Annotated in this window: 17 protein-coding genes; 3 read left to right on the forward strand and 14 right to left on the reverse strand. The window is 70.1% G+C overall.

The genetic code is table 11. From position 1 onward, the window contains the following. Window positions 1–48: 48 nt before the first annotated feature. The 3 genes from alaS to OHB41_RS11210 are packed head-to-tail and all read right to left on the reverse strand — an operon-like array spanning window position 49 to window position 3501. Entirely contained in the window at window positions 49–2721 is a 2673-nt protein-coding gene (gene alaS, locus OHB41_RS11200; RefSeq protein ID WP_266697715.1) for an alanine--tRNA ligase, read from the reverse strand. Continuing rightward, complete coding sequence (locus OHB41_RS11205) at window positions 2721–3059, reverse strand: DUF6167 family protein (protein ID WP_266697716.1); 339 nt, start codon at window positions 3057–3059, stop codon at window positions 2721–2723. The genes alaS and OHB41_RS11205 overlap by 1 nt, the downstream gene beginning before the upstream one ends. Window positions 3060–3066: 7 nt before the next feature. Beyond that, on the reverse strand, window positions 3067–3501 hold the full coding sequence (locus tag OHB41_RS11210; RefSeq protein WP_266697717.1) for a DUF948 domain-containing protein: 435 nt from the start codon (window positions 3499–3501) through the stop codon (window positions 3067–3069). Window positions 3502–3661: 160 nt separating this feature from the next. On the opposite strand from OHB41_RS11210, the gene OHB41_RS11215 reads away from it, so the two are divergent. Next, window positions 3662–5830: an ATP-binding protein gene (locus OHB41_RS11215; protein ID WP_266697718.1), complete on the forward strand. Its 2169-nt coding sequence runs from the start codon at window positions 3662–3664 to the stop codon at window positions 5828–5830. A gap of 33 nt (window positions 5831–5863) precedes the next feature. Here the strand turns inward: OHB41_RS11215 and rpsD are convergent, their stop codons facing one another. The 5 genes from rpsD to OHB41_RS11245 form a co-directional block, all read right to left on the reverse strand. Further along, window positions 5864–6478 (reverse strand): 30S ribosomal protein S4, encoded by a 615-nt coding sequence (gene rpsD, locus OHB41_RS11220; RefSeq protein WP_153291663.1) that lies wholly within the window; start codon window positions 6476–6478, stop codon window positions 5864–5866. A gap of 340 nt (window positions 6479–6818) precedes the next feature. After that, on the reverse strand, window positions 6819–8174 hold the full coding sequence (locus OHB41_RS11225; RefSeq protein WP_266697719.1) for a replication-associated recombination protein A: 1356 nt from the start codon (window positions 8172–8174) through the stop codon (window positions 6819–6821). 44 nt (window positions 8175–8218) lie between these two features. Further along, entirely contained in the window at window positions 8219–8854 is a 636-nt protein-coding gene (locus OHB41_RS11230; RefSeq protein WP_266697720.1) for a vitamin K epoxide reductase family protein, read from the reverse strand. A 518-nt stretch (window positions 8855–9372) separates the two neighbouring features. Continuing rightward, on the reverse strand, window positions 9373–10635 hold the full coding sequence (gene hisS, locus OHB41_RS11240; RefSeq protein ID WP_266697721.1) for a histidine--tRNA ligase: 1263 nt from the start codon (window positions 10633–10635) through the stop codon (window positions 9373–9375). Between the two features lie 10 nt (window positions 10636–10645). Continuing rightward, window positions 10646–11362: an MBL fold metallo-hydrolase gene (locus OHB41_RS11245; RefSeq protein ID WP_266697722.1), complete on the reverse strand. Its 717-nt coding sequence runs from the start codon at window positions 11360–11362 to the stop codon at window positions 10646–10648. Window positions 11363–11542: 180 nt separating this feature from the next. Here OHB41_RS11245 and OHB41_RS11250 point away from each other — a divergent pair, with 180 nt between their 5' ends. Next, window positions 11543–12391 carry a peptidylprolyl isomerase gene (locus OHB41_RS11250; RefSeq protein ID WP_266697723.1) on the forward strand — a complete coding sequence of 283 codons (849 nt, stop codon included), beginning with the start codon at window positions 11543–11545 and terminating at the stop codon, window positions 12389–12391. A gap of 136 nt (window positions 12392–12527) precedes the next feature. Further along, window positions 12528–13757, forward strand: a complete 1230-nt coding sequence (locus tag OHB41_RS11255) for a DUF349 domain-containing protein (RefSeq protein ID WP_266697724.1) — start codon at window positions 12528–12530, stop codon at window positions 13755–13757. 87 nt (window positions 13758–13844) lie between these two features. Here the strand turns inward: OHB41_RS11255 and OHB41_RS11260 are convergent, their stop codons facing one another. The 6 genes from OHB41_RS11260 to ruvB all read right to left on the reverse strand — a co-directional run bounded on the left by OHB41_RS11260 (window position 13845) and on the right by ruvB (window position 21906). Continuing rightward, complete coding sequence (locus tag OHB41_RS11260; protein ID WP_266697726.1) at window positions 13845–16364, reverse strand: RelA/SpoT family protein; 2520 nt, start codon at window positions 16362–16364, stop codon at window positions 13845–13847. Window positions 16365–16588: 224 nt separating this feature from the next. After that, complete coding sequence (locus OHB41_RS11265) at window positions 16589–17137, reverse strand: adenine phosphoribosyltransferase (protein WP_266697727.1); 549 nt, start codon at window positions 17135–17137, stop codon at window positions 16589–16591. Beyond that, complete coding sequence (gene secF, locus OHB41_RS11270; protein ID WP_266697728.1) at window positions 17134–18258, reverse strand: protein translocase subunit SecF; 1125 nt, start codon at window positions 18256–18258, stop codon at window positions 17134–17136. Before secF ends, OHB41_RS11265 begins: the two co-directional genes overlap by 4 nt. Before the next feature lies 1 nt (window position 18259). Then, complete coding sequence (gene secD, locus OHB41_RS11275) at window positions 18260–20029, reverse strand: protein translocase subunit SecD (protein WP_266697729.1); 1770 nt, start codon at window positions 20027–20029, stop codon at window positions 18260–18262. Between the two features lie 142 nt (window positions 20030–20171). Then, window positions 20172–20672, reverse strand: a complete 501-nt coding sequence (yajC, locus tag OHB41_RS11280) for a preprotein translocase subunit YajC (protein ID WP_266697730.1) — start codon at window positions 20670–20672, stop codon at window positions 20172–20174. A 163-nt stretch (window positions 20673–20835) separates the two neighbouring features. Next, the gene (ruvB, locus tag OHB41_RS11285) at window positions 20836–21906 is read right to left on the reverse strand and encodes a Holliday junction branch migration DNA helicase RuvB (protein WP_266697731.1); all 1071 of its coding nucleotides are present in this window, start codon (window positions 21904–21906) and stop codon (window positions 20836–20838) included. Window positions 21907–21961: the final 55 nt, after the last annotated feature.

Below are 21961 nucleotides of genomic sequence, written 5' to 3' on the forward strand. Positions count from 1 at the left end.
GGCCGTCCCCGCTGCCCGGACCGTCCGTGCTCACGTGCCCGTCCGCGCTCACTTGGCCGTCTCGCCGACCAGGCGTTCGACGGCGTCCATGGCCTCACCGATGGCGGCCGGGTTCTGGCCGCCGCCCTGCGCGACGTCCGGCTTGCCGCCACCGCCGCCGCCGAGGGTCTTGGCGGCCGTACGGACCAGGTCGCCGGCCTTGAGACCGCGCTCGCGGGCCGCCTCGTTGGTGGCGATGACCGTGAGCGGCTTGCCGCCCGCGGTGGTGAACAGGGCCACCACGACGGCCCGGCCGCCCTGGATGCGGCCCCGTACGTCGAGGACCAGCTTGCGCAGGTCGTCCGCTCCCGTGCCGTCCGGGACCTGGCCGGTGACCAGAGCGACACCGCGGACGTCCTTGGCGGACCCGGCGAGACCGGCGGCGGCCTGCAGGACCTTCTCCGCGCGGAACTTCTCGATCTCCTTCTCGGCGTCCTTCAGCTTGCCGAGCATGGCGGAGACCTTCTCCGGGAGCTCCTCCGGACGGCCCTTGACCAGCTCCTGGAGCTGGGCGACGACCGTGTGCTCCTTGGCGAGGAAGTTGTAGGCGTCGACGCCGACCAGGGCCTCGATGCGGCGCACACCGGAGCCGATCGAGGACTCGCCGAGCAGCTTGACCAGGCCGAGCTGGGCGGTGTTGTGGACGTGCGTGCCGCCGCACAGCTCCTTGGAGAAGTCGCCGATGGTCACCACGCGCACGCGCTCGCCGTACTTCTCGCCGAACTCGGCGATGGCGCCCTGCTTCTTGGCCTCGTCGAGGCTCAGGATCTCGGCGTGCACGTCCAGGTCCCGGGCGAGCACCTCGTTAATCTTCTGCTCGACGTCGGTCATGACGGCCGTGGGGACGGCCGAGGGCGAACCGAAGTCGAAGCGGAAGCGGCCCGGCTGGTTCTCGGAACCGGCCTGGGCGGCCGTCGGGCCGAGGGCGTCGCGCAGGGCCTGGTGGGTGAGGTGCGTGGCCGAGTGGGCGCGGGCGATGGCCGTCCGCCGACGGGTGTCGATGGTGGCCTGGGCCTGGGCGCCGACCGTGACCTCGCCGACCTGGACGACGCCCTTGTGGACGTACACGCCGGGGACGGGCTTCTGGCAGTCGCGGACCTCGACGATCGCGCCGTTGTCCACCCGGATGCGCCCGGTGTCGCCGATCTGGCCGCCGCCCTCGGCGTAGAACGGGGTGCGGTCGAGGACGATCTCGACCTCGTCGCCCTCGGTGGCGGCGGGCGACGACACGCCGTCGACCAGGATGCCGACGATCGTCGACTCCCCCTCGGTCCGGTCGTACCCGATGAAGTCGGTCTCACCGGCGGCGTCGGCGATCTGCCGGTAGGCGCCGAGGTCGGCGTGACCGGTCTTCTTGGCCCGGGCGTCGGCCTTGGCCTTGTCCCGCTGCTCCTTCATCAGGCGGCGGAAGCCGTCCTCGTCCACGGAGAGGCCCTGTTCGGCGGCCATCTCGAGGGTGAGGTCGATGGGGAAACCCCAGGTGTCGTGGAGCAGGAAGGCCTTGTCGCCGGCGAGAACCGTGCCGCCGGAGTCCTTGGTGTCCGTGATGGCCGTGTCGAGGATGTTCGTGCCGGCCTTCAGCGTCTTGAGGAAGGCGGCCTCCTCGGCGAGGGCCACGGTCTCGATCCGCCGGCGGTCGCTCACCAGCTCCGGGTACTGCTGACCCATCATCTCGATCACGACGTCGATGAGGTCCTTGACGACGGGACCGGTGGCGCCGAGCAGCCGCATGTTGCGGATGGCGCGGCGCATGATGCGGCGCAGGACGTATCCACGGCCCTCGTTGCCCGGGCTCACGCCGTCGCCGATGAGCATCACGGACGTCCGCATGTGGTCGGTGACCACCCGCAGCGAGACGTCGGAGTCGTGGGCGGCGCCGTACTCGACGCCCGTCAGCTCGGTGGCCTTCCTGATGACGGCCATGGAGGTGTCGATCTCGTACATGTTCTGCACGTCCTGCAGAATCATGGCGAGGCGTTCCAGGCCGAGGCCGGTGTCGATGTTCTTGCTGGGCAGCTCGCCGAGGATCTCGAAGTCCTCCTTCGAGGTGCCCTCGCCGCGCTCGTACTGCATGAAGACCAGGTTCCAGATCTCCACGTACCGCTCGTCGTTGACGGCCGGGCCGCCCTCGACACCGAACTCGGGACCGCGGTCGTAGTTGATCTCGGAGCACGGGCCGCAGGGACCCGGGACGCCCATGGACCAGTAGTTGTCCTTCTTGCCGAGGCGCTGGATGCGCTCGGACGGGACACCGATCTTGTCGCGCCAGATGGACTCGGCCTCGTCGTCGTCGAGGTAGACCGTGATCCACAGCCGCTCGGGGTCGAGCCCGTAACCACCCTTGTCCTGGGGCAGCGTGAGCAGCTCCCAGGCGTAGGTGATGGCGCCTTCCTTGAAGTAGTCGCCGAAGGAGAAGTTGCCGCACATCTGGAAGAACGTGCCGTGGCGGGTGGTCTTGCCGACCTCTTCGATGTCGGGTGTGCGCACGCACTTCTGCACGCTGGTGGCGCGCGGCCACGGCGGCTTGACCTCACCGAGGAAGTACGGCTTGAAGGGGACCATGCCCGCGGGGACCAGGAGCAGAGTCGGGTCGTCCGCGATGAGCGACGCCGAGGGGACGACGGTGTGACCGCGCTCCTCGTAGAAGCTCAACCAGCGGCGGCGAATCTCGGCCGACTCCATCAGTGGTCCTCATTCCGGTTGTGCGAGTACGTCGACCTCTCGACATACCTCGGATCGTTACGGTTCTCGATGGCGGCGTACCGCCTGGGGGCGGGGAGTTCACGGTCGACGGACGCGCCCAGCCCGAGCGCCTCGTCGAGTTCGGCCTCCCGCTGGGCCATGCCCTCGCGGACGTCGAGCGCGAACTCTTTGAGCCGGTGCCCTGCCTCGACCGCCTTGTTCGCGGCCTGGGCGGCGAGGCTCTCGGGAGTCAGCTGCTTGAGCTTGCGGTTGACCTTGGTGGTGGCCCACACGCCCGCGGCTGCGCCGGCGGTGAACCAGAACGTACGGCGGAACATCGCTGCGTCAGTCCTTCTTCCGCTTTCCCCGTCGCGCGGACGGGACGGTGCGGCCCACGATCACGGTACGCCGGGACGCTTTGGGGGGCACGTTCTCTCGGCGGCCGCCGATGGCCCGGCGGACGCCGTAGCCGAACGCCGCGACCTTGACCAGCGGGCCGCCGAAGGTGGAGGCGACGGTCGTGGAGAGCGCCGACGCGTTCGACGTGACCTCCTGGACGTCCGACGCGATGGCGTCGACCCGGTCGATCTGGGTCTGTGCGGAGCGCACCGCCTCCGAGGCGTCGGCCAGCAGCGGGACGGCCTGGTCGGTCACGTCCGCCACGAGCTTGGTGGTCGCTCTGAGCGTCTGGGCCAGCCTCGCCAGCGCGACGGCGAGGAACGAGACCAGGATCGCCCAGAAGACGGCCACCAGGATCCCGGCCACCTCTCCACCGGACACTGTCGCACCCGCTCCCTAGTACGTGCCTGAACATCGAAAAGTCGTCCTCCGACCCTATCGCGCCGGGGCCGCCGCTCCGTACCGCATTAACGGCCGGGGAGGCCGGAATTAGACGAAGCGATTGTACGGAACGCATACGAGTCAGTACTCTCCGTTTGCCATGCAGCAATTTGACCGGCCCCGGTCCTCCGGCGGTACGCCGCACGGCAATCTGCCCCTGGAACTCGACGCGTTCGTCGGGCGCTCGACCGAACTCACGCGGCTGGCCGAGGCGCTGGAGGGGTCCCGGTTGGTCACGGTGACCGGCATGGGCGGCGTCGGCAAGTCGCGCCTCGCCGCGCGGACGGCGGCGCGCACGGACGCGCGGGACGGCGTGTGGCGGGCGGAACTGGCCGCCGTACGGGATCCGGACCTCGTCGCGTACGCGGTCGTGGAGGCCCTGGGTCTGACGGACCAGACGTCGCGGGCGCCGCGCGAACTCCTGCTCGACCGTCTCGCCGGTCGCCAACTCCTCCTGGTCGTCGACGGGTTCGAGCATCTGGTGGACGCCTGCGCCGCACTGGTGGGCGAGCTGTTGCGGCACACACCGGGACTGCGGGTCCTCGCGGTGGGACGCAGACCGCTGGAGATCGAGGGCGAACGGCTGTTCCCACTGGCGCCGCTGGACGACACGGAGGCCCTGGAACTGTTCGACGAGCGGGCGGCGGCCCGGGTGCCCGGATTCGTGCTGGACGACGCCAACCGGCCGGACGTGCGGGAACTGTGCCGCCGTCTCGACGGGATCCCGCTCGCCGTCGAACTGGCCGCGGGCCGGCTGAGCGCCCTCTCCCCCGCCCAGCTGCTGGCCCGCCTCGAGGACCGCTTCCGGCTGCTGACGGGCGGCGGGCGGGACGCTCTGCCCCGGCACCAGACACTGCGCACGGCGATCGGCTGGAGCCACGAACTGTGCACCTCCGAGGAGCGGCTGCTGTGGTCGCGGCTCTCGGTGTTCGCCGGCCGGTTCGACCTGGAGGCCGCCGAGTACGTGTGCGGCGGCGACGGCCTGCACGCCGACCAGGTCCTCGACGTGATCGGGGCGCTGCTCGCACAGTCCGTACTGGCGCGCGAGGAGACGCCCACGGGCCCGCGCTACCGGATGCTGGACTCGGTCCGGGCGTACGGCGCGGACTGGCTGGCGGCGTCGGGGGACGCGGACCGGCTGCGCCGCCGCCACCGCGACTGGTACATGGGCCTGGCGACCTGGTGCGAGCTGGACTGGTTCTCGCCGCGGCAGGCCGAGGTGGCCGTGCGGGTCGAGGAGGAGCTGCCGAATCTGCGCCACGCCCTGGAGTACTGCCTGACCGAGCCGGGCGAGACGCATCTGGGCCAGTACCTCGCGGGCAGCCTGTGGTTCTACTGGGTGGGCTGCGGCCGGCTGGCGGAGGGGCGGCACTGGCTGGAACGCGGCGTGGAGCTCGACAGCGACCGTGACCAGTCGCGGCTCAAGGCCCTGTGGGTGCTCGGCTATGTGGCGATCCTGCAGGGCGACACCGTGTCCGCGCTGACCGCGCTCCAGGAATGCCGCGAGGAGGCGCTGCGCACCGGCAGCCCCACCGCGCTCGCCTACGCCGAGCACCGCGCCGGCTGTCTCGCGCTGGTCACCGACGACATGCGGCGGGCGGAGACCCTGCTGCGCTCGGCGCTCGACCGCTATCACGAGATCGGCGAGCTCAACAGCAACGTACTGATGGGGCAGGTCGAGCTGGCGATGGCGCTGGCGTTCCAGGGCGACATGCCGGCGGCGGTGAAGCTGTGCGAGGACGTCCGCCGGGTGTGCGAGGACCACGGGGAGCGCTGGGCGCTGGCGTACGCGCTGTACGTGCTGGCGTACGAGGGCCTCGCCGCGGGCGATCCGGCACGCGCCCGGGAACTTCTGGTCCGGTGCCTGGACATCGCGCACACCTTCCACGACCTGCTCGGCACGGTCCTCGCGCTGGAGCTGCTCGCGCTGGTCACGACGGTGCAGGGCGATCCGGCCGAGGCCGCGGTGCTGCAAGGTGCGGCGGCCCGGCTGTGGCCGTCGGTCGGGCTGCCGCTGTTCGGCTCGGCGTACTACAACGTGCCGCACGAGCGGTGCGAGGCGGGCGCCCGGGAGCGGCTGGGCGACGAACGCTACGAGGAGTGCGTACAGGCCGGGGAGCGGCTCGGCCGGGAGGCGGCAGTGGTGCGGGCGCTGCGGCGGCCCGGACAGCGGCCGCTGGGTGCGGTGCCCGCACCGCGCAGGCTGGCCCCGGACACGCAGAAGCCCGCCGTCTCGCGCACCTCGCAGGGTGGCGGGACGACGGGCTGACGCGCAGGTGGTGCTACGTCCGCGGGATGGGGATCAGCGGGCGTAGTACTCGACGACGAGCTGCTCGTCGCAGATCACCGGGATCTCCTTGCGGTTCGGCTCGCGGTCCAGGCGGAACGCCAGGGCGCCGAGGTTCACCTGGAGGTAGCGCGGGGTCTCACCGTCGGGGGCGAAGCCACCGGCGCGGGAGACCTCGAACAGCGTCTTGCTGCGGCTGCGCTCGCGGACCATCACGACGTCGTCGGGACGGACGCGGAACGAGGGCTTGTCGACCTTCTGGCCGTTGACCTCGATGTGGCCGTGGACGACCATCTGGCGGGCCTGGTAGATCGTGCGGGCGATGCCCGAACGCAGGACCAGCGCGTCGAGACGGCGCTCGAGCTCGATGATCAGGGCCTCACCGGTCTTGCCCTGGACCTTGGAGGCACGCTCGTAGGCGCGGACGAGCTGGCGCTCGGACACGTCGTACTGCGCGCGCAGACGCTGCTTCTCGAGCAGACGGACCTTGTAGTCCGAGTTCTGCTTGCGGCCGCGACCGTGCTCACCCGGCGGGTAGGGGCGGGCCTCGAAGTACTTGACGGCCTTCGGGGTCAGCGCGATGCCGAGGGCACGCGACTTCTTGACCTTGGGGCGGGACTGGTTCGCCATGAACCAAACACCTCATGTTTCCGATGCGAATACGGCTTCACCAGGGTTAGGGGAGGTCGCAATCCGCAGCCCGGGAAACCCTCCTCGCCGTTGTGGGGATCCACGTGGGCGGGGCGGGCAGCCGCTCCTGGGTCTGGGCACATACGTGCAGCACGCGAGTGGCCCACCGACCTGTCCCGGAAGACCGGGTGGTGGTGGGCTGCCCGCGACACCTTCGACGGTGCGCGACGCTCCTGGAATCCCCCCGTGGAGGCAGGGGCTCCGGCTGGATGTCCCGTTCTGGTGGTGCCGACCGGAGCCGGACACGGGACGCAGCGCTTCGCGTCATCCTACAGGGTGGTCAGGAGCGTCCTCGACCGAGGTGCTTGCGGGTCCACTCCACCGCGTCCGCGTAGCGCGCCTCCGTGCCGTGCCGGGTCGGCGTGTAGTACTCCCGGTCGCTGAGCTCCTCCGGGGCGTACTGCTGGGCGGCGATGCCCTCGGGCAGGTCGTGCGGGTACACGTACCCCTGGGCGTGCCCGAGCTTGGCCGCGCCCTTGTAGTGCCCGTCGCGCAGGTGCATCGGGACCGGGCCCGCGTGGCCCTTGCGCACGTCCTCCATGGCGGCGCCGATCGCCGTCGTCGCGGCATTGGACTTCGGCGCCAGCGCCAGGGCGATGGTGGCGTGGCTGAGGGTGAGCGCGGCCTCGGGGAAGCCGATCATGGCGACGGCCTGGGCGGCGGCGACGGCTGTCGGCAGCGCGTGCGGGTCGGCCAGGCCGATGTCCTCGCTGGCGGAGATCATCAGCCGGCGGGCGATGAAGCGCGGGTCCTCGCCGGCCTCGATCATGCGCGCCAGGTAGTGCAGCGCGGCGTCCACGTCCGAGCCGCGGATGGACTTGATGAGGGCGCTCGCCACGTCGTAGTGCTGGTCGCCGTCACGGTCGTACTTGACGGCGGCGCGGTCGACGGTCTCCTCCAGGGTCTGGAGGGTGATCTCCGGCTCGCCCTTGTCGAGCGCGGATCCCGCCGCCGCCTCCAGGGCGGTCAGGGCGCGGCGGGCGTCACCGCCGGCGATCCGCATCAGGTGCTGCTCGGTGTCCTCGGGGAGGGTGACGGACCCCTTGAGGCCGCGCTCGTCGCTGAGCGCCCGGCGCAGCAGTCCGCGCAGGTCGTCGTCGGTGAGCGGTTCGAGGGTGAGCAGGAGGGAGCGGGAGAGCAGGGGGGAGATCACCGAGAAGTAGGGGTTCTCGGTGGTCGCCGCGATGAGGGTCACCCAGCGGTTCTCGACGGCCGGGAGCAGGGAGTCCTGCTGGGCCTTGCTGAAGCGGTGGATCTCGTCCAGGAAGAGGACGGTCTCCTTGCCGAAGCCTCCGGTGGCGCGGCGGGCGCTCTCGATGACGGCGCGCACTTCCTTGACGCCGGCGGTGATCGCGGAGAGCTCCACGAAGCGCTTGTTCGTGGCCTTGGAGACCACGTACGCCAGGGTCGTCTTGCCGGTGCCGGGCGGGCCCCAGAGGATCACGGAGGACGGTCCGGCGGGGCCGCCGCCGCTCTCGCCGACCAGTCTGCGCAGGGGTGAGCCCGGCTTCAGCAGATGTTGCTGGCCCACGACCTCGTCGAGGGTGCGCGGGCGCATCCGGACTGCCAGGGGTCTCCCGGAGGGGTCCTTCTCCTGGCGTTCTTCGGCTGCGGCGGTGAACAGGTCGGGCTCCACGGACGAAACCCTATGTCACCCCACTGACAATCCCCTCGGCGCTGTCAGCTCGTCCAGAAGTCCCACCAGCGGGTCAGGATCAGCATGCCGATGATGCCGATGTGCACGACGGGCAGGACCCAGGTGAACTCGCCGAAGAAGCTCTTCAGCCGGCGCGGGGCGGGCAGGAAGCTGTGACGGACGTTGAACGAGGTCACGTACCAGAACATGATGATCGTGGCGACCCAGGCCAGCGAGCACCACAGGCACAGCGAGTTGATGCGGTACAGCGACTGGAACTGCAGCCAGGTGCAGAATCCGACGCCGAAGAGGGTGCCGGCGTTGAAGGTCAGCCAGTACCAGCGCGGGAAGGTGGCCCGCGCCAGCAGGCTCACTCCGACGCAGATCACGATGCCGTACGCCACCAGGCCCAGCATCGGATTGGGGAACCCGAAGGCCGAGGCCTGGTCGCTCTTCATGATGTTGCCGCAGGAGACGACCGGGTTCAGACTGCATCCCGGCACGAAGTCCGGGTTCTCCAGCAGCTTGAACTTGTCGATCGTGATGACCCACGCGGCGAGCAGGCCGGCCGCACCGGTGATCATCAGCAACAGGGCGAGCGCACGGCTGCCGCCGACCGTCCGGGGACCGTCGACGCGGTCCGGGTCGGTGGAGACGTCCTTGACTGTCGTCTTGCTCATCACGCCGTTTCCGTAGCTTCGAAGGGCCTGCGGGCACCGACATTGTGCCGCACGCGCGGGTGTGTCCACCGTTCGATGGACATAAGGAGGTACGTGCGGTCGTCCCGGAGCGTTCGGTTCGGCGGGAGGCTCGGGGCCATGACATCGCCCGCGGCGGAGCCCGCGGTGGACGTACGAGGGCTGCCGAGCGGTACGGGGACGCGACCGGCGTCGACGGCGTCGGTCTCGGCAATCGCCGGGGCTAGGTGTTCGGCCTGGTCGGAACCCGTGGCGCGGGCAGGGGCACGACGGTGGAGGCCCGCCAGGGCCACCGCGCCCGGGACACGGGCGAGGTCTCGATCCCGGGCTCGGACCCGGCGCCGGGGACGCGCGCTGGCGCTCTCGGGTCGGCATCGTCCGGCAGGACGAATCCGCGTCCACCGAGTTGACGGTGCGCGAGGCCGCGCGCACCGCCCCCGCCGCCCGCGCCCGTGGAATCACCTCACGGGCGGGGCCGGCAGGGGCGGAGAACCGCGCGCTCAGCCGAGCCGGACCTCGAGTTCCGCCACGATCTCGTTGACGCCGACGGGGGTCTGCTCGCCGGACTCCATGTCCTTGAGCTGCACCACGCCCTCGGAGAGGTCCCGCTCGCCGGCGACGATCGTGTAGCGCGCCCCGGACCGGTTCGCGTTCTTCATCGCGCCCTTGAGCCCCTTGCCGCCGTACGAGAAGTCGGCGGCGATCCCCAGCTTGCGCAACTCCGTGACCTTGGCGAAGAGCACCCGGCGGGCCTCCTCGCCCAGCGGCACCGCGAACACACTGGTGGACGCGGGGAGTTCGAGCTCCACTCCCTCCGCCTCCAGCGCCAGCACCGTGCGGTCGACGCCCAGGGCCCAGCCGACCGACGGCAGTTCGGGGCCGCCGATCATCTCGGAGAGCCCGTCGTAGCGGCCGCCGCCGCCCACCGCGGACTGCGAGCCGAGACCGTCGTGGACGAACTCGAAGGTGGTGCGGGTGTAGTAGTCCAGACCGCGCACCAGCTTGGCGTCGTCCTCGAAGACGACCCCCGCGGCCGTGAGCAGCTCGCGGACCTCCTCGTGGTACGCCTTGCACGCGTCGCACAGGAAGTCGCGCAGGAGCGGCGCGCCGACCAGCTGCTTCTGTACGTCGTCGCGCTTGTCGTCGAGGACCCGCAGGGGGTTGATCTCGGCCCTGCGGAGGGTGTCCTCGTCGAGTTCGAGACCGCGCAGGAAGTCCTGGAGCGCGGCCCGGTACACGGGACGGCACTCCTTGTCGCCGAGCGAGTTGAGAAGGATCCGGAAGTTCCTCAGCCCCAGCGACCGGTACGCCTGGTCCGCCAGGATGATCAGCTCGGCGTCGAGCGCCGGGTCCTCCGCGCCGATGGCCTCCGCGCCGACCTGCGAGAAGTGGCGGTAACGGCCCTTCTGGGGGCGCTCGTAGCGGTAGTACGAGCCGGAGTACCAGAGCTTCACGGGGAGGTTGCCGAGCTTGTGCAGGTTCGCCTCGAGCGCGGCGCGCAGCACGGACGCGGTGCCCTCGGGGCGCAGCGCCAGCCGGTCGCCGCCCTTGGTCTCGAAGGCGTACATCTCCTTGGTCACGATGTCGGTGGACTCACCGACCCCACGCGCGAACAGTTCGACGCTCTCGAAGCCGGGCGTCTCGATGTAGCCGTAGCCGGAGTTGCGCAGCGGCGCCGCGATGGCCTCGCGGACCGCGAGGTACTTCGCGCTGTCCGGCGGGATCAGGTCGTACGTGCCCTTGGGGGCCTTGAAGGTGCTCACGAAAGTCTCGTCACATTCCTCGTCGGGGAGCCGGCCGCGCGCCGGGCTCTTGACGGTCTGCCGCCACCTGCCGCAGGTACGGGTTGGTGGCGCGCTCCTGGCCGATGGTGGTCTGGGGACCGTGCCCCGACAGCACCACGGTCGAGTCGTCGAGCGGCAGGCACACGCGGGCCAGCGAACCGAGCATCTCGTCCATGTCACCGCCGGGCAGGTCGGTGCGTCCGATGGAGCCGGCGAACAGCAGATCCCCGGAGAAGAACACGGACGGAACGTCCGCGCTCTCGGGCATCCGGAAGGTCACCGACCCCTTGGTATGACCGGGCGCGTGCGCGACGGACAGCTCCAGACCGGCCAGCTCGAGCCCGACACCGTCGGCCAGTTCCTTGACGTCGTCCGGCTCACCCACCGTCAGCTCCCCCATCAGCGGCATGCCGATGGACCGGCCGAGGGCCTTCTCGGGGTCGCTCATCATGTACCGGTCCTCGGGGTGGATCCACGCCGGTACCCCGTGCGCTCCGCACACCGGGACGACCGAGGCGACATGGTCGATGTGGCCGTGGGTGAGGATGACCGCGACGGGCTTGAGCCGATGCTTCTCGAGCGCGTCCTCGACTCCCTGGGTGGCCTGATGGCCCGGGTCGATGATCACGCACTCCTCACCCGCGGCGGGGGCGACCAGGTAACAGTTGGTCCCCCAGGCCCCGGCGGGGAACCCGGCAATGAGCACGATCGTCCTTCGGGGTGGCGTACGCGATGTGTCGTACAGGGTGGGCGGCTGTGATTCAGAGCCTACCGGCGCTGCCGTTTCCTCAGCCAACCCATATACGGTACGGGGCACACGCAGGCGATCGGCTCACCAGACGCACGCGTCCCACTTGACGTACGAGACGCACGAGGAGATAACCCGGTGGTCACCCAGGAACAGCGGCGGCGTCAGCTCGCCCGGGAGAAGTTCTTGCGGCAGCAGCAGCGGCGCACGGCCGCGCGGCGCAAGTCACACATGCGCAACACGGTGGTCGCGTCGGTCCTCGGCGTGGTCGTCGTCGGCAGTGTGGTGTCGTACGCGACCGGGGTCTTCAAGAACGACGACAAGAAGGCCAACGCCGGCGCGGAGGTCACGCCGAGCGCCTCCCCGACCAGCAAGGCGCCGGATCCGTGCAACAAGCCGGCCGCGGGCGCGGTGAAGTCGCTGAGCTGGAAGAAGGAGCCGGCGATGACCATCGACAAGTCCGCGGACTACACCATGAAGATGGCCACGACCTGCGGAGACGTGGACATCGCGCTCAACGCGGCGGCGGCTCCGCACACCGTGAACTCGTTCGACTTCCTCGCGGGCAAGGGCTACTTCGACCACACGAAGTGCCACCGGCTCACCACCGACGGCATCTACGTGCTGCAGTGCGGCGACCCGCAGGGCACCGGCGCCGGGGGCCCCGGCTACACGATCCCGGACGAGAACCTGAAGGACAAGAGCCTCAAGGGCAACGTGTATCCGGCGGGCACCGTCGCGATGGCGAACCAGTACAACGCCCAGACGAAGCAGGGACGCCACACAGGTGGCAGCCAGTTCTTCCTCGTCTACCAGGACAGTCAGCTGTCGCCCGACTACACACCGTTCGGGACGGTGTCCGGCGCCGGGATGAAGGTCCTCAAGAAGATCGCCGCCGCCGGCGCGCAGCCCGCCGACCCTCAGTCGGGCAACACCGCACCGAACGCGACCGTGGTGATCAACAAGGCTACGGTCTCGAAGTCCTGACCCGTCAACCGGGGAACTTCGGTCGCGCGGGATGCGGACAGCCGCCCCGCCGGTCGCCTATGTTGGCCGTGACGAAACTGTGGACGATGCCCGGGGGCCCTGAAGCCCCTCGCAGGCATCATGTGGAGGAGGCGCTGTGAGCAGCGACCCGTGGGGCCGCGTCGACGAGACGGGGACCGTGTACGTGCGTACGGCCGACGGCGAGCAGGTCGTCGGTTCCTGGCAGGCCGGCTCCCCCGATGAGGCGCTGGCCTACTTCGAGCGCAAGTACGAAGGCCTGGTTGTGGAGATCGGCCTCCTCGAGAAGCGAGTGAAGACCACCGACCTGTCGGCGAAGGACGCCCAGACCGCCATCGACCACATCCGCGCGCAGGTGGACGCCCACCACGCGGTCGGTGATCTGGCGGCACTGAAGGTACGGCTGGACAAGCTCGTCGAGACGGTGGACGCGCGCCGTGAGGAGCGCAAGGTTCAGCGGGCGAAGCAGTCCGACGAGGCCCGGCACTCCAAGGAGGCGCTGGTCACCGAGGCGGAGGAGCTGGCGCAGAGCGACCAGTGGCGGGCGGCCGGTGAGCGGCTGCGCTCCCTGGTGGACACGTGGAAGGGGCTGCCGCGACTCGACCGCAAGTCGGACGACGAGCTGTGGCACCGCTTCTCGCACGCGCGCTCGGCGTTCTCCAAGCGCCGCAAGGCGCACTTCGCCTCGCTGGACGCGCAGCGCGAGGACGCCCGCAAGACCAAGGAGAAGCTGGTCGCGGAGGCCGAGTCGCTGTCCGCCTCGTCGGACTGGGGTCCGACGGCGGCGCGCTACCGCGAGCTGATGGCGGACTGGAAGGCCGCGGGCCGCGCCCAGCGCGAGCACGAGGACGACCTGTGGAACCGCTTCCGCGGCGCCCAGGACGTGTTCTTCGCGGCACGCGGTTCGGTCTTCGCCGAGCGGGACGCGGAGCAGTCGGAGAACCTGAAGCTCAAGGAGGAGCTGGCCGAGGAGGCCGAGAAGCTCGTCCCGGTGCAGGATCTGAAGGCGGCCCGGGCCACCTTCCGCTCGATCAACGAGCGCTGGGAGGCCATCGGCCATGTGCCGCGTGACGCCCGCCCGAAGGTCGAGGGCCGGATGCACGCGGTGGAGCGGGCTCTGCAGGAGTCCGAGGAGGCCGAGTGGCGCCGGACCAACCCGGAGGCACGCGCGCGTGCCGAGGGGCTGACCGGTCAGCTGCAGGCCGCCGTGGACAAGCTCCAGGGCCAGATCGAGGCGGCGCGCTCCGCGGGCAACAGCTCGAAGGCCGACAAGCTCCAGCGGGAGCTCGACGGCCGCCAGGCGCTGCTCGACCAGGCGCTGAAGGGCCTGCAGGAGTTCGGCGGCTGAGCAGGCCGTCGCCCTCCGCGCAAGGGCGTACGAAAGGGGCTCCCGTACTGGTGTACGGGAGCCCCTTTCGTACGCCGGCGAGCGCGACTACGGCCTGCGCGCCGAGGTCACCCGGTACACGTCGTACACGCCCTCCACGCCCCGTACCGCCTTCAGGACGTGGCCCAGGTGCTTGGGGTCGCCCATCTCGAAGGTGAAGCGTGAGGTGGCGACACGGTCGCGGGAGGTCTGGACGGCCGCGGACAGGATGTTGACGTGCTGGTCGGACAGGACGCGGGTGACGTCGGAGAGCAGCCGGGAGCGGTCCAGGGCCTCCACCTGGATGGCGACCAGGAAGACCGAGGACTGGGTGGGCGCCCACTCCACGTCGAGGATGCGCTCCGGCTCGCGCGACAGGGACTCCACGTTGACGCAGTCGCTGCGGTGGACCGAGACACCGCTGCCCCGGGTGACGAAGCCGATGATGGGGTCGCCGGGGACCGGGGTGCAGCAGCGCGCGAGCTTGACCCAGACGTCGTCGACGCCCTTGACGACCACACCCGGGTCGGCGTTGGAGCGCCGCTTGCGGCCGCGTCCGCGGGCGGGCGGGACGCTCTCGTCGATCTCCTCGGTGGCCGCCTCCTCGCCGCCGAGGGCCTGCACCAGTTTCTGCACGACGCTCTGCGCGGCGACATGGCCCTCACCGATCGCCGCGTACAGCGAGGAGATGTCGGGGTAGCGCATCTCGTGCGCGAGCGTCACCAGGGAGTCGCCGGTCAGGATGCGCTGGATCGGCAGGTTCTGCTTGCGCATCGCGCGGGCGATGGCGTCCTTGCCCTGCTCGATCGCCTCGTCGCGGCGTTCCTTGGAGAACCAGGCGCGGATCTTGTTGCGGGCGCGCGGGGACTTGACGAAGCCGAGCCAGTCCCGGGAGGGTCCGGCGCCGGCCGCCTTGGAGGTGAAGACCTCCACCAAGTCGCCGTTGTCCAGGGTGGATTCGAGGGGGACGAGGCGTCCGTTGACCCGTGCGCCTATGGTGCGGTGGCCGACCTCCGTGTGGACCGCGTACGCGAAGTCCACGGGGGTCGCGCCCGCCGGGAGCGCTATGACGTCGCCCTTGGGCGTGAAGACGAAGACCTCGTTGCGGGACAGGTCGAAGCGCAGGGACTCGAGGAACTCGCTGGGGTCCTCGGTCTCCTTCTGCCAGTCGAGCAACTGGCGCAGCCACGCCATGTCGTTGACCGCGTCCTTGTCCTTGCTGACGCTCTTCGGGGCGTCCGTGCGCACCTTGGAGGCGCCGGCGGAGGGCTCCTGCTTGTACTTCCAGTGCGCGGCGATGCCGTACTCGGCACGGCGGTGCATGTCGAACGTCCTGATCTGGAGTTCGACCGGCTTGCCGTTCGGACCGATGACCGTCGTGTGCAGCGACTGGTACATGTTGAACTTGGGCATCGCGATGTAGTCCTTGAACCGGCCGGGTACCGGGTTCCATCGCGCGTGCACGGTGCCGAGGGCCGCGTAGCAGTCCCTGACGGTGTCCACGAGGACACGGATGCCCACCAGGTCGTAGATCTCCGCGAAGTCACGGCCTCGGACGATCATCTTCTGGTAGACGCTGTAGTAGTGCTTCGGGCGGCCGGTGACGGTCGCCTTGATACGGGCCGCGCGCAGGTCGGACTGGACCTCGTCGGTCACTATGGCGAGGTATTCGTCGCGCTTGGGGGCGCGCTCGGCGACCAGGCGCACGATCTCGTCGTACATCTTGGGGTAGAGGATCGCGAAGGCGAGGTCCTCCAGCTCCCACTTGATGGTGTTCATGCCCAGGCGGTGGGCGAGCGGCGCGTAGATCTCCAGGGTCTCGCGCGCCTTCTTCTCCTGCTTCTCGCGCTTGAGGTAACGCATGGTGCGCATGTTGTGCAGGCGGTCGGCGAGCTTGATGACCAGGACACGGGGGTCCTTGGCCATGGCGACGACCATCTTGCGCACGGTCTCGGCCTGCGCGGCCTCGCCGAACTTGACCTTGTCCAGCTTGGTCACGCCGTCGACGAGCAGGGCGACCTGGTCGCCGAAGTCGCGCTTGAGGGTGTCCAGGCCGTACTCGGTGTCCTCGACGGTGTCGTGCAGCAGGCCGGCCATCAGTGTCGCCGGGTCCATGCCCAGCTCGGCCAGGATGGTGGTGACGGCGAGCGGGTGCGTGATGTACGGGTCGCCGCTCTTGCGCTTCTGGCCGCGGTGCCAGCGCTCGGCGACCTGATAGGCCTTCTCGACCTGCCGGAGCGTGGCCGTCTCGATCTTGGGGTCGTTGCTGCGCACTATCCGCAGCAGGGGCTCCAGGACCGGGTTGTACGGGTTCGAGCGCTGCACACCGAGCCGCGCCAGGCGGGCGCGGACGCGGTTGGAGGAGCCACCGGTGCGCGCGGGCTGGCTCGGGGCCGAACGGACCGCCGGGGTGCTCGCGGCGCGCTCGGGAGCGGCCGGCTTGGGGCGGGACTGCCCGGCCGCCTTGTCGTCGCGCGCGGACTGGGCGTGCTCGACCGGCCCGGGAGCGGCGCTCTTCGCGGGCGTGTCCGCGCCACCCGAGGCGGGCTCGGGCTTGGCGGCGGTGAGTGGCTGGGCCTCGTCTGGCAAGAGGGCTCCTCGTGCGCGTTCCGGGTCCCCCGGTCAGGCTCCGGAGACCCCATGGTAGCGATCCTGGGCGCCGGGCTCGCTCTGGGCCGTGGGGACGGCCCGTACAGGAGGAACGCGAGAGGCGGGCTCCGGATTCCTCCGGGCCCGCCTCCGACGGTGTCCCACGGGTGTCCCAGGCCTTTCCCGAAGGTTTCCTGGGTCTTTCCCGGGCCGATCCGAATCGCTCAGATCTGGAGCAGTGCCTCCAGCGGAGCGCCCGCGAGAGCGGGCTCCAGACGGCCTCGGCCGCCGAGGAAGCCGAGCTCCATCAGCACGGCGACGCCCGCGACCTCGGCGCCCGCCCGGCGGACGAGCTGGAGCGAGGCCTCGGCGGTGCCGCCGGTGGCGAGGACGTCGTCGACGACCAGGATGCGGTCGCCCGCGTCCAGGTCCTCGGCGTGCACCTCGATCTCGGCCGAGCCGTACTCCAGGTCGTACGTCTGCGACAGGGTCGCACCGGGGAGCTTGCCCGCCTTGCGTACCGGGATGAAGCCGAGCCCGGCGCGGACGGCGACCGGGGCACCGAGGATGAAGCCGCGGGCCTCCAGGCCGACGACCTTCGTCGCCCCGGTGCGGACGGCGATCTCCGCGAGCGCGCCGGTCAGCGCCTCGAAGGCCACCGGGTCGGCCAGCAACGGCGTGATGTCCTTGAACGTCACGCCCGGCTCCGGGTAGTCGACCACGTCGCGGATACGGCTGAGCAGCAGCGTGGAGACGTCCGTCAGCTCAGTCATCGGCGCTTCCCCGAAGGTCGGCCGCGGCCCCGGTTGCGGGACGCGGGCTGGTTACGCGGACCGACGACCGCCGGTGTGGCGCCCTCCGGCTCGTCATCGTCGTCGAACGGGACGGCCGAGACCGGCTCGTCCAGGGGTTCGCCCTTCGCGGCCGCCTGGGCACGCTTGGCGAGGACGCGCTTCCTGAGCGCCTTCATCTGCGGCTCGCGCTCCTTGAGGTCGGCGACGAGCGGCGTGGCGATGAAGATCGAGGAGTACGCACCGGCCGCGAGGCCGACGAACAGCGAGAGCGAGATGTCGTTGAGCATGCCCGCGCCGAGCACGCCGCCACCGATGAACAGCAGGCCACCGACGGGCAGCAGCGCGACCACCGTGGTGTTGATCGAGCGGACCAGGGTGCCGTTGATCGAGCGGTCGGCGACCTCGCTGTACGTGTAGCGGGTCTGCTTGGTGATGTCCTTCGTCTGCTCCTTGAGGCTGTCGAAGACGACGACCGTGTCGTAGAGCGAGTAACCGAGGATCGTCAGCAGACCGATCACGGTGCCCGGGGTGACCTCGAAGCCCACCAGGGCGTAGATGCCGACCGTGATGGTGATGTCGTGGATCAGGGCGACCAGGGCGGCCACGGCCATGCGCCACTCGAAGGCGATCGCCAGATAGATCACGACGAGGACCATGAAGATCGCCAGGCCCTCCCAGGCCTTGTTGGCGATCTGGTCACCCCAGCTGGGACCGACCAGGTCGGCGTTGATCTTCTCCGAGTCGACCTTCAGGTCCTTGGAGAGCTGGTCCTTGATCTGGTCCGACTTGTCGGTGTCGATGCCCGCGATCTGGATGCGCAGGCTGCCGTCGCCGAGCTTCTGGACGATGGCGTCGTGACCGGAGGCGTCCTGCGCGTACGTCTCGGCCTGGGTCACCGAGGACGTCATGTGCTTCGGAGTCGTGAAGACGGCTCCGCCCTGGAACTCGATGCCCATGTTCAGGCCGCGCACCGTCAGACCGAGGATGGCCGTGATGGTGATCAGGATCGAGATGGCGTACCAGATCTTGCGCTTGCCGACGAAGTCGTAGCCGATCTCACCGCGGTGGAGCCGGGCGCCGAGGGTGCCGAGTTTCGACATCTCACGCCTCCTTCGTGTCGACGGGGGCGGACGCGCGACGGGTGCGGCGCAGCGGCGGCTGGGCGCCCAGTCGCTTCGGGTCGAGTCCGGACCAGCTGTGGCCGCTCGCGAAGAACTTCTTGCGGGCGAGGATCGTCATCAGCGGCTTGGTGAAGAGGAAGACGACGACCACGTCGAGCAGGGTGGTCAGACCGAGGGTGAACGCGAAGCCCTGGACCTTGCCGACGGTGACGATGAAGAGCACCGCGGCGGCGAGGAACGACACGAAGTCGGAGACCAGGATCGTGCGCCGGGCGCGCGGCCAGGCCCGCTCGACGGCGGGGCGCAGGCTGCGGCCCTCGCGGATCTCGTCCCGGATGCGTTCGAAGAACACGATGAACGAGTCCGCCGTGATACCGATCGCGACGATCGCGCCGCAGACGGCCGGCAGGTTCAGCGCGAACCCGATGGCGGGGCCGAGCAACGCCATGATCACGTACGTGAGGACGGCGGAGACCATCAGGGAGGCGATGGCGATGATCGACAGGCCCCGGTAGTAGACCACCAGGTAGATGATGACCAGGCCCAGGCCGATCGCGCCCGCGATCAGACCGGCGTGCAGCTGCTCGCCGCCGAGGGCCGCGGTCACGGTGGTGACGCTCGCCTCCTTGAAGGTGAGCGGCAGCGCGCCGTACTTCAGCATGTTGGCCAGGTCCTGCGCCTCGGTCTGCGTGAAGCTGCCGGAGATCTCCGCGTTGCCGCCGGTCAGCGCCTGGCTGACGTACGGGTCGGAGACGACCTCGCCGTCGAGGACGATGGCGAACTGGTTCTGCGGGGACTGGTTCTGCGCGAGCTTGCCGGTGATGCTGGCGAACTTCTTCGAGCCACCGGACGTGAAGTCCATGGTGACCTTCCAGCCCGCGGCGCTCTGGGTGTCGAAGACGGCCGCGGCGCTCTTGATGTCCGTGCCGGAGACCTCGGCGGGGCCGAGCACGTACTTCTGCCACTGACCCGAGGAGTTCTGGCCACAGGCCACGGTGGGGTCGGTGGGCTTGACGCCGTCACCGGCCTTGGCGCGGACCGCCTTGTCGGTGCAGTCGAGCGCGGCGTACTGGGCCTGGAGCTTGGCGGCCGCGGGGTCGACGCTGCCGCTCGGCGACGGCGTGGTGCCGGTGGACGCCGACGACTTCGCCGAGGCGCTCGCGGACGGCGTGGCGTCGGCCTTCAGGGCGTCCGTGACCGCACGGCCCTGGGAGGTGGCCGTGGCCGACGGAGTCGCGGAGCTCGACGACGTCGGCTTGCCGGTCGCCTTGTCGCTCGCCTTGTCCTTCGAGGAGTCGCTGCTGGAGGCGCTCGGCGAGGGGCTGGCCGTCGCGGCGTTCCCGGAGACCTCGGTGGCCAGCACCGGGCGGAAGTAGAGCTTGGCGGTGGTACCGACCTGCTCCCGGGCCTGCTTGGAGTTCGTGCCCTTGGGGATGTTGACGATGATGTTGCGATCGCCCTGGGTCTGGACCTCTGCCTCGGAGACACCAAGACCATTGACACGGCGGTTCATGATGTCGACCGCGGTGTTCATGTTGGTCTTGTTGATCGCGTTCGGCTGGCCCGGCTCGTTCTTCGCCTCCAGCGTGATGCTGGTGCCACCGGCGAGGTCGATGCCGAGACGCGGGGTGGAATGCCCGGAGAGGAACATCCCCCCGGTGAGCGCCACGATGGCGATCAGGATGAGGGCAAGCGAGCGCCCCGGCCTGCTCTGGGCACTCGCGCTCCGGCCCTTCTTCGGTGCTGCCACCTTCTCGTACTCCCTCTCGGGCCGCCTCGCGCGGGGTCAGCGCGTGGGCGGCCATGACATGGTGTCGGGACTCCGTGCGACAGAGGCACATCCCTGGGGTTCACGGGGCGCGAGCGGATCGCGCCGTGTTCCCCCGGGGATGCTACTTCGCGCCGGACTCGCCGTCGGTCTTCTTCGGCTCTGCTTCGTCGCCCTCGGCCGCCTTCGCGTCGGCGGGCTCGTCCGCGGCGTCCTTCTTGCCGAGGTCGATGGGCTTGTCGTCGGAGGCGTCGGAAGCGGCGTCGGCGGCGGGCTCGTCGGTCTCGGTGAGGGAGGAGGCGTCGTCCGGGACAACCGAACCGTCGGCCTCGAGGTCGTGCTCGATGCCGTGCACGATGCGGTTGTACTCGTCGTCGGTGAGGACGGCGCCGATCGAGTTCTTCGCGAAGAGGAGGTCCACGCCGGGGCCCGCGTCAAGAAGGACCGAGTCCTCGTTGACCTCCTTCACGGTGGCGTACATGCCACCGATCGTGCGCACGCCGGAGCCGGGCTGCATCTCATTGCGCATGGAAGCAGCCTGCTGCTGCTTCTTCTTGGCAGACCGGGTCATCAGGAACATGGCCCCGATGAGCACGATGAACGGGAGGAGGGTCACGAGACTCACGGGTCGGAACTTCCTTCTTCGACCGCGATGGTGAGCGGCCTGCTGGATGGGGGTATGTATGTCGCCGACAAGGGCGGCATCGGCGGAGTCTAAGCGAGTCCGCACTCAGGGAACAACGCTCAGCATGGCACCGGGGTTCCTGACCCCGCGAGTGCCCGCGCCGTCACGCCCCGAACAGGTCCCCTTGTCCGTTTCCCCCCATGGCCCGCTGCGGCGGGGTGAGTCCGAGATGTGCCCATGCCGCCGGAGTCGCGACGCGACCACGGGGCGTACGGGCGAGCAGTCCCTCGCGTACCAGGAAGGGCTCGGCGACCTCCTCCACGGTCTCCCGCTCCTCCCCCACGGCGACCGCGAGCGTGGACAGCCCCACCGGGCCGCCGCCGAAGAGCTTGAGCAGGGCTTCCAGGACCCCTCGGTCGAGGCGGTCGAGACCGCGGGCGTCGACCTCGTAGACCTTCAGCGCGGCGGAGGCGATCTCGCGGGTGATGATGCCGTCGGCCTTGACCTGCGCGTAGTCCCGGACGCGGCGCAGCAGACGGTTGGCGATTCGGGGCGTGCCGCGGGAACGGCCGGCGATCTCGGCGGCGCCCTCGGTGCCGATCTCCACGTCGAGGAGGTTCGCGGAGCGGTGGATGACGCGCTGCAGCTCGGCGGGCTCGTAGAACTCCATGTGCGCGGTGAAGCCGAAGCGGTCGCGCAGCGGGGGCGGCAGCAGTCCTGCCCGGGTGGTGGCGCCGACCAGGGTGAACGGCGGCAGCTCCAGGGGGATCGCGGTGGCCCCCGGGCCCTTGCCGACGATCACGTCGACCCGGAAGTCCTCCATCGCCATGTAGAGCATCTCTTCCGCGGGCCGGGACATGCGATGGATCTCGTCCAGGAAGAGCACCTCGCCCTCCTGGAGCGAGGAGAGGATCGCGGCGAGGTCCCCGGCGTGCTGGATGGCGGGACCGCTGGTGATGCGGATGGGGGCGCCCATCTCGGCCGCGATGATCATCGAGAGGGTGGTCTTGCCGAGGCCGGGGGCGCCGGAGAGCAGCACGTGGTCGGCGGTGGCGCCGCGGGCACGGGCGGCGCGCAGCACGAGGTCGAGCTGCTCGCGGACCTTCTCCTGGCCGATGAACTCGTCCAGGTCCTTGGGGCGCAGGGCCGCCTCTACGGCCTGGTCCTCACGGTCGGCGGACGCGCCGACGAGCCGGTCGGCGGCGGTCTCGTCGGTCGTGTCGTCCCAGTTCATTGCGTGTGCCTCGCGGTGTGGTGGTGGGGCGGCCGGTGGGTCGGCGGGCGCAGGT

The sequence above is a fragment of the Streptomyces sp. NBC_01571 genome (assembly GCF_026339875.1).
GTDB lineage: Bacteria > Actinomycetota > Actinomycetes > Streptomycetales > Streptomycetaceae > Streptomyces.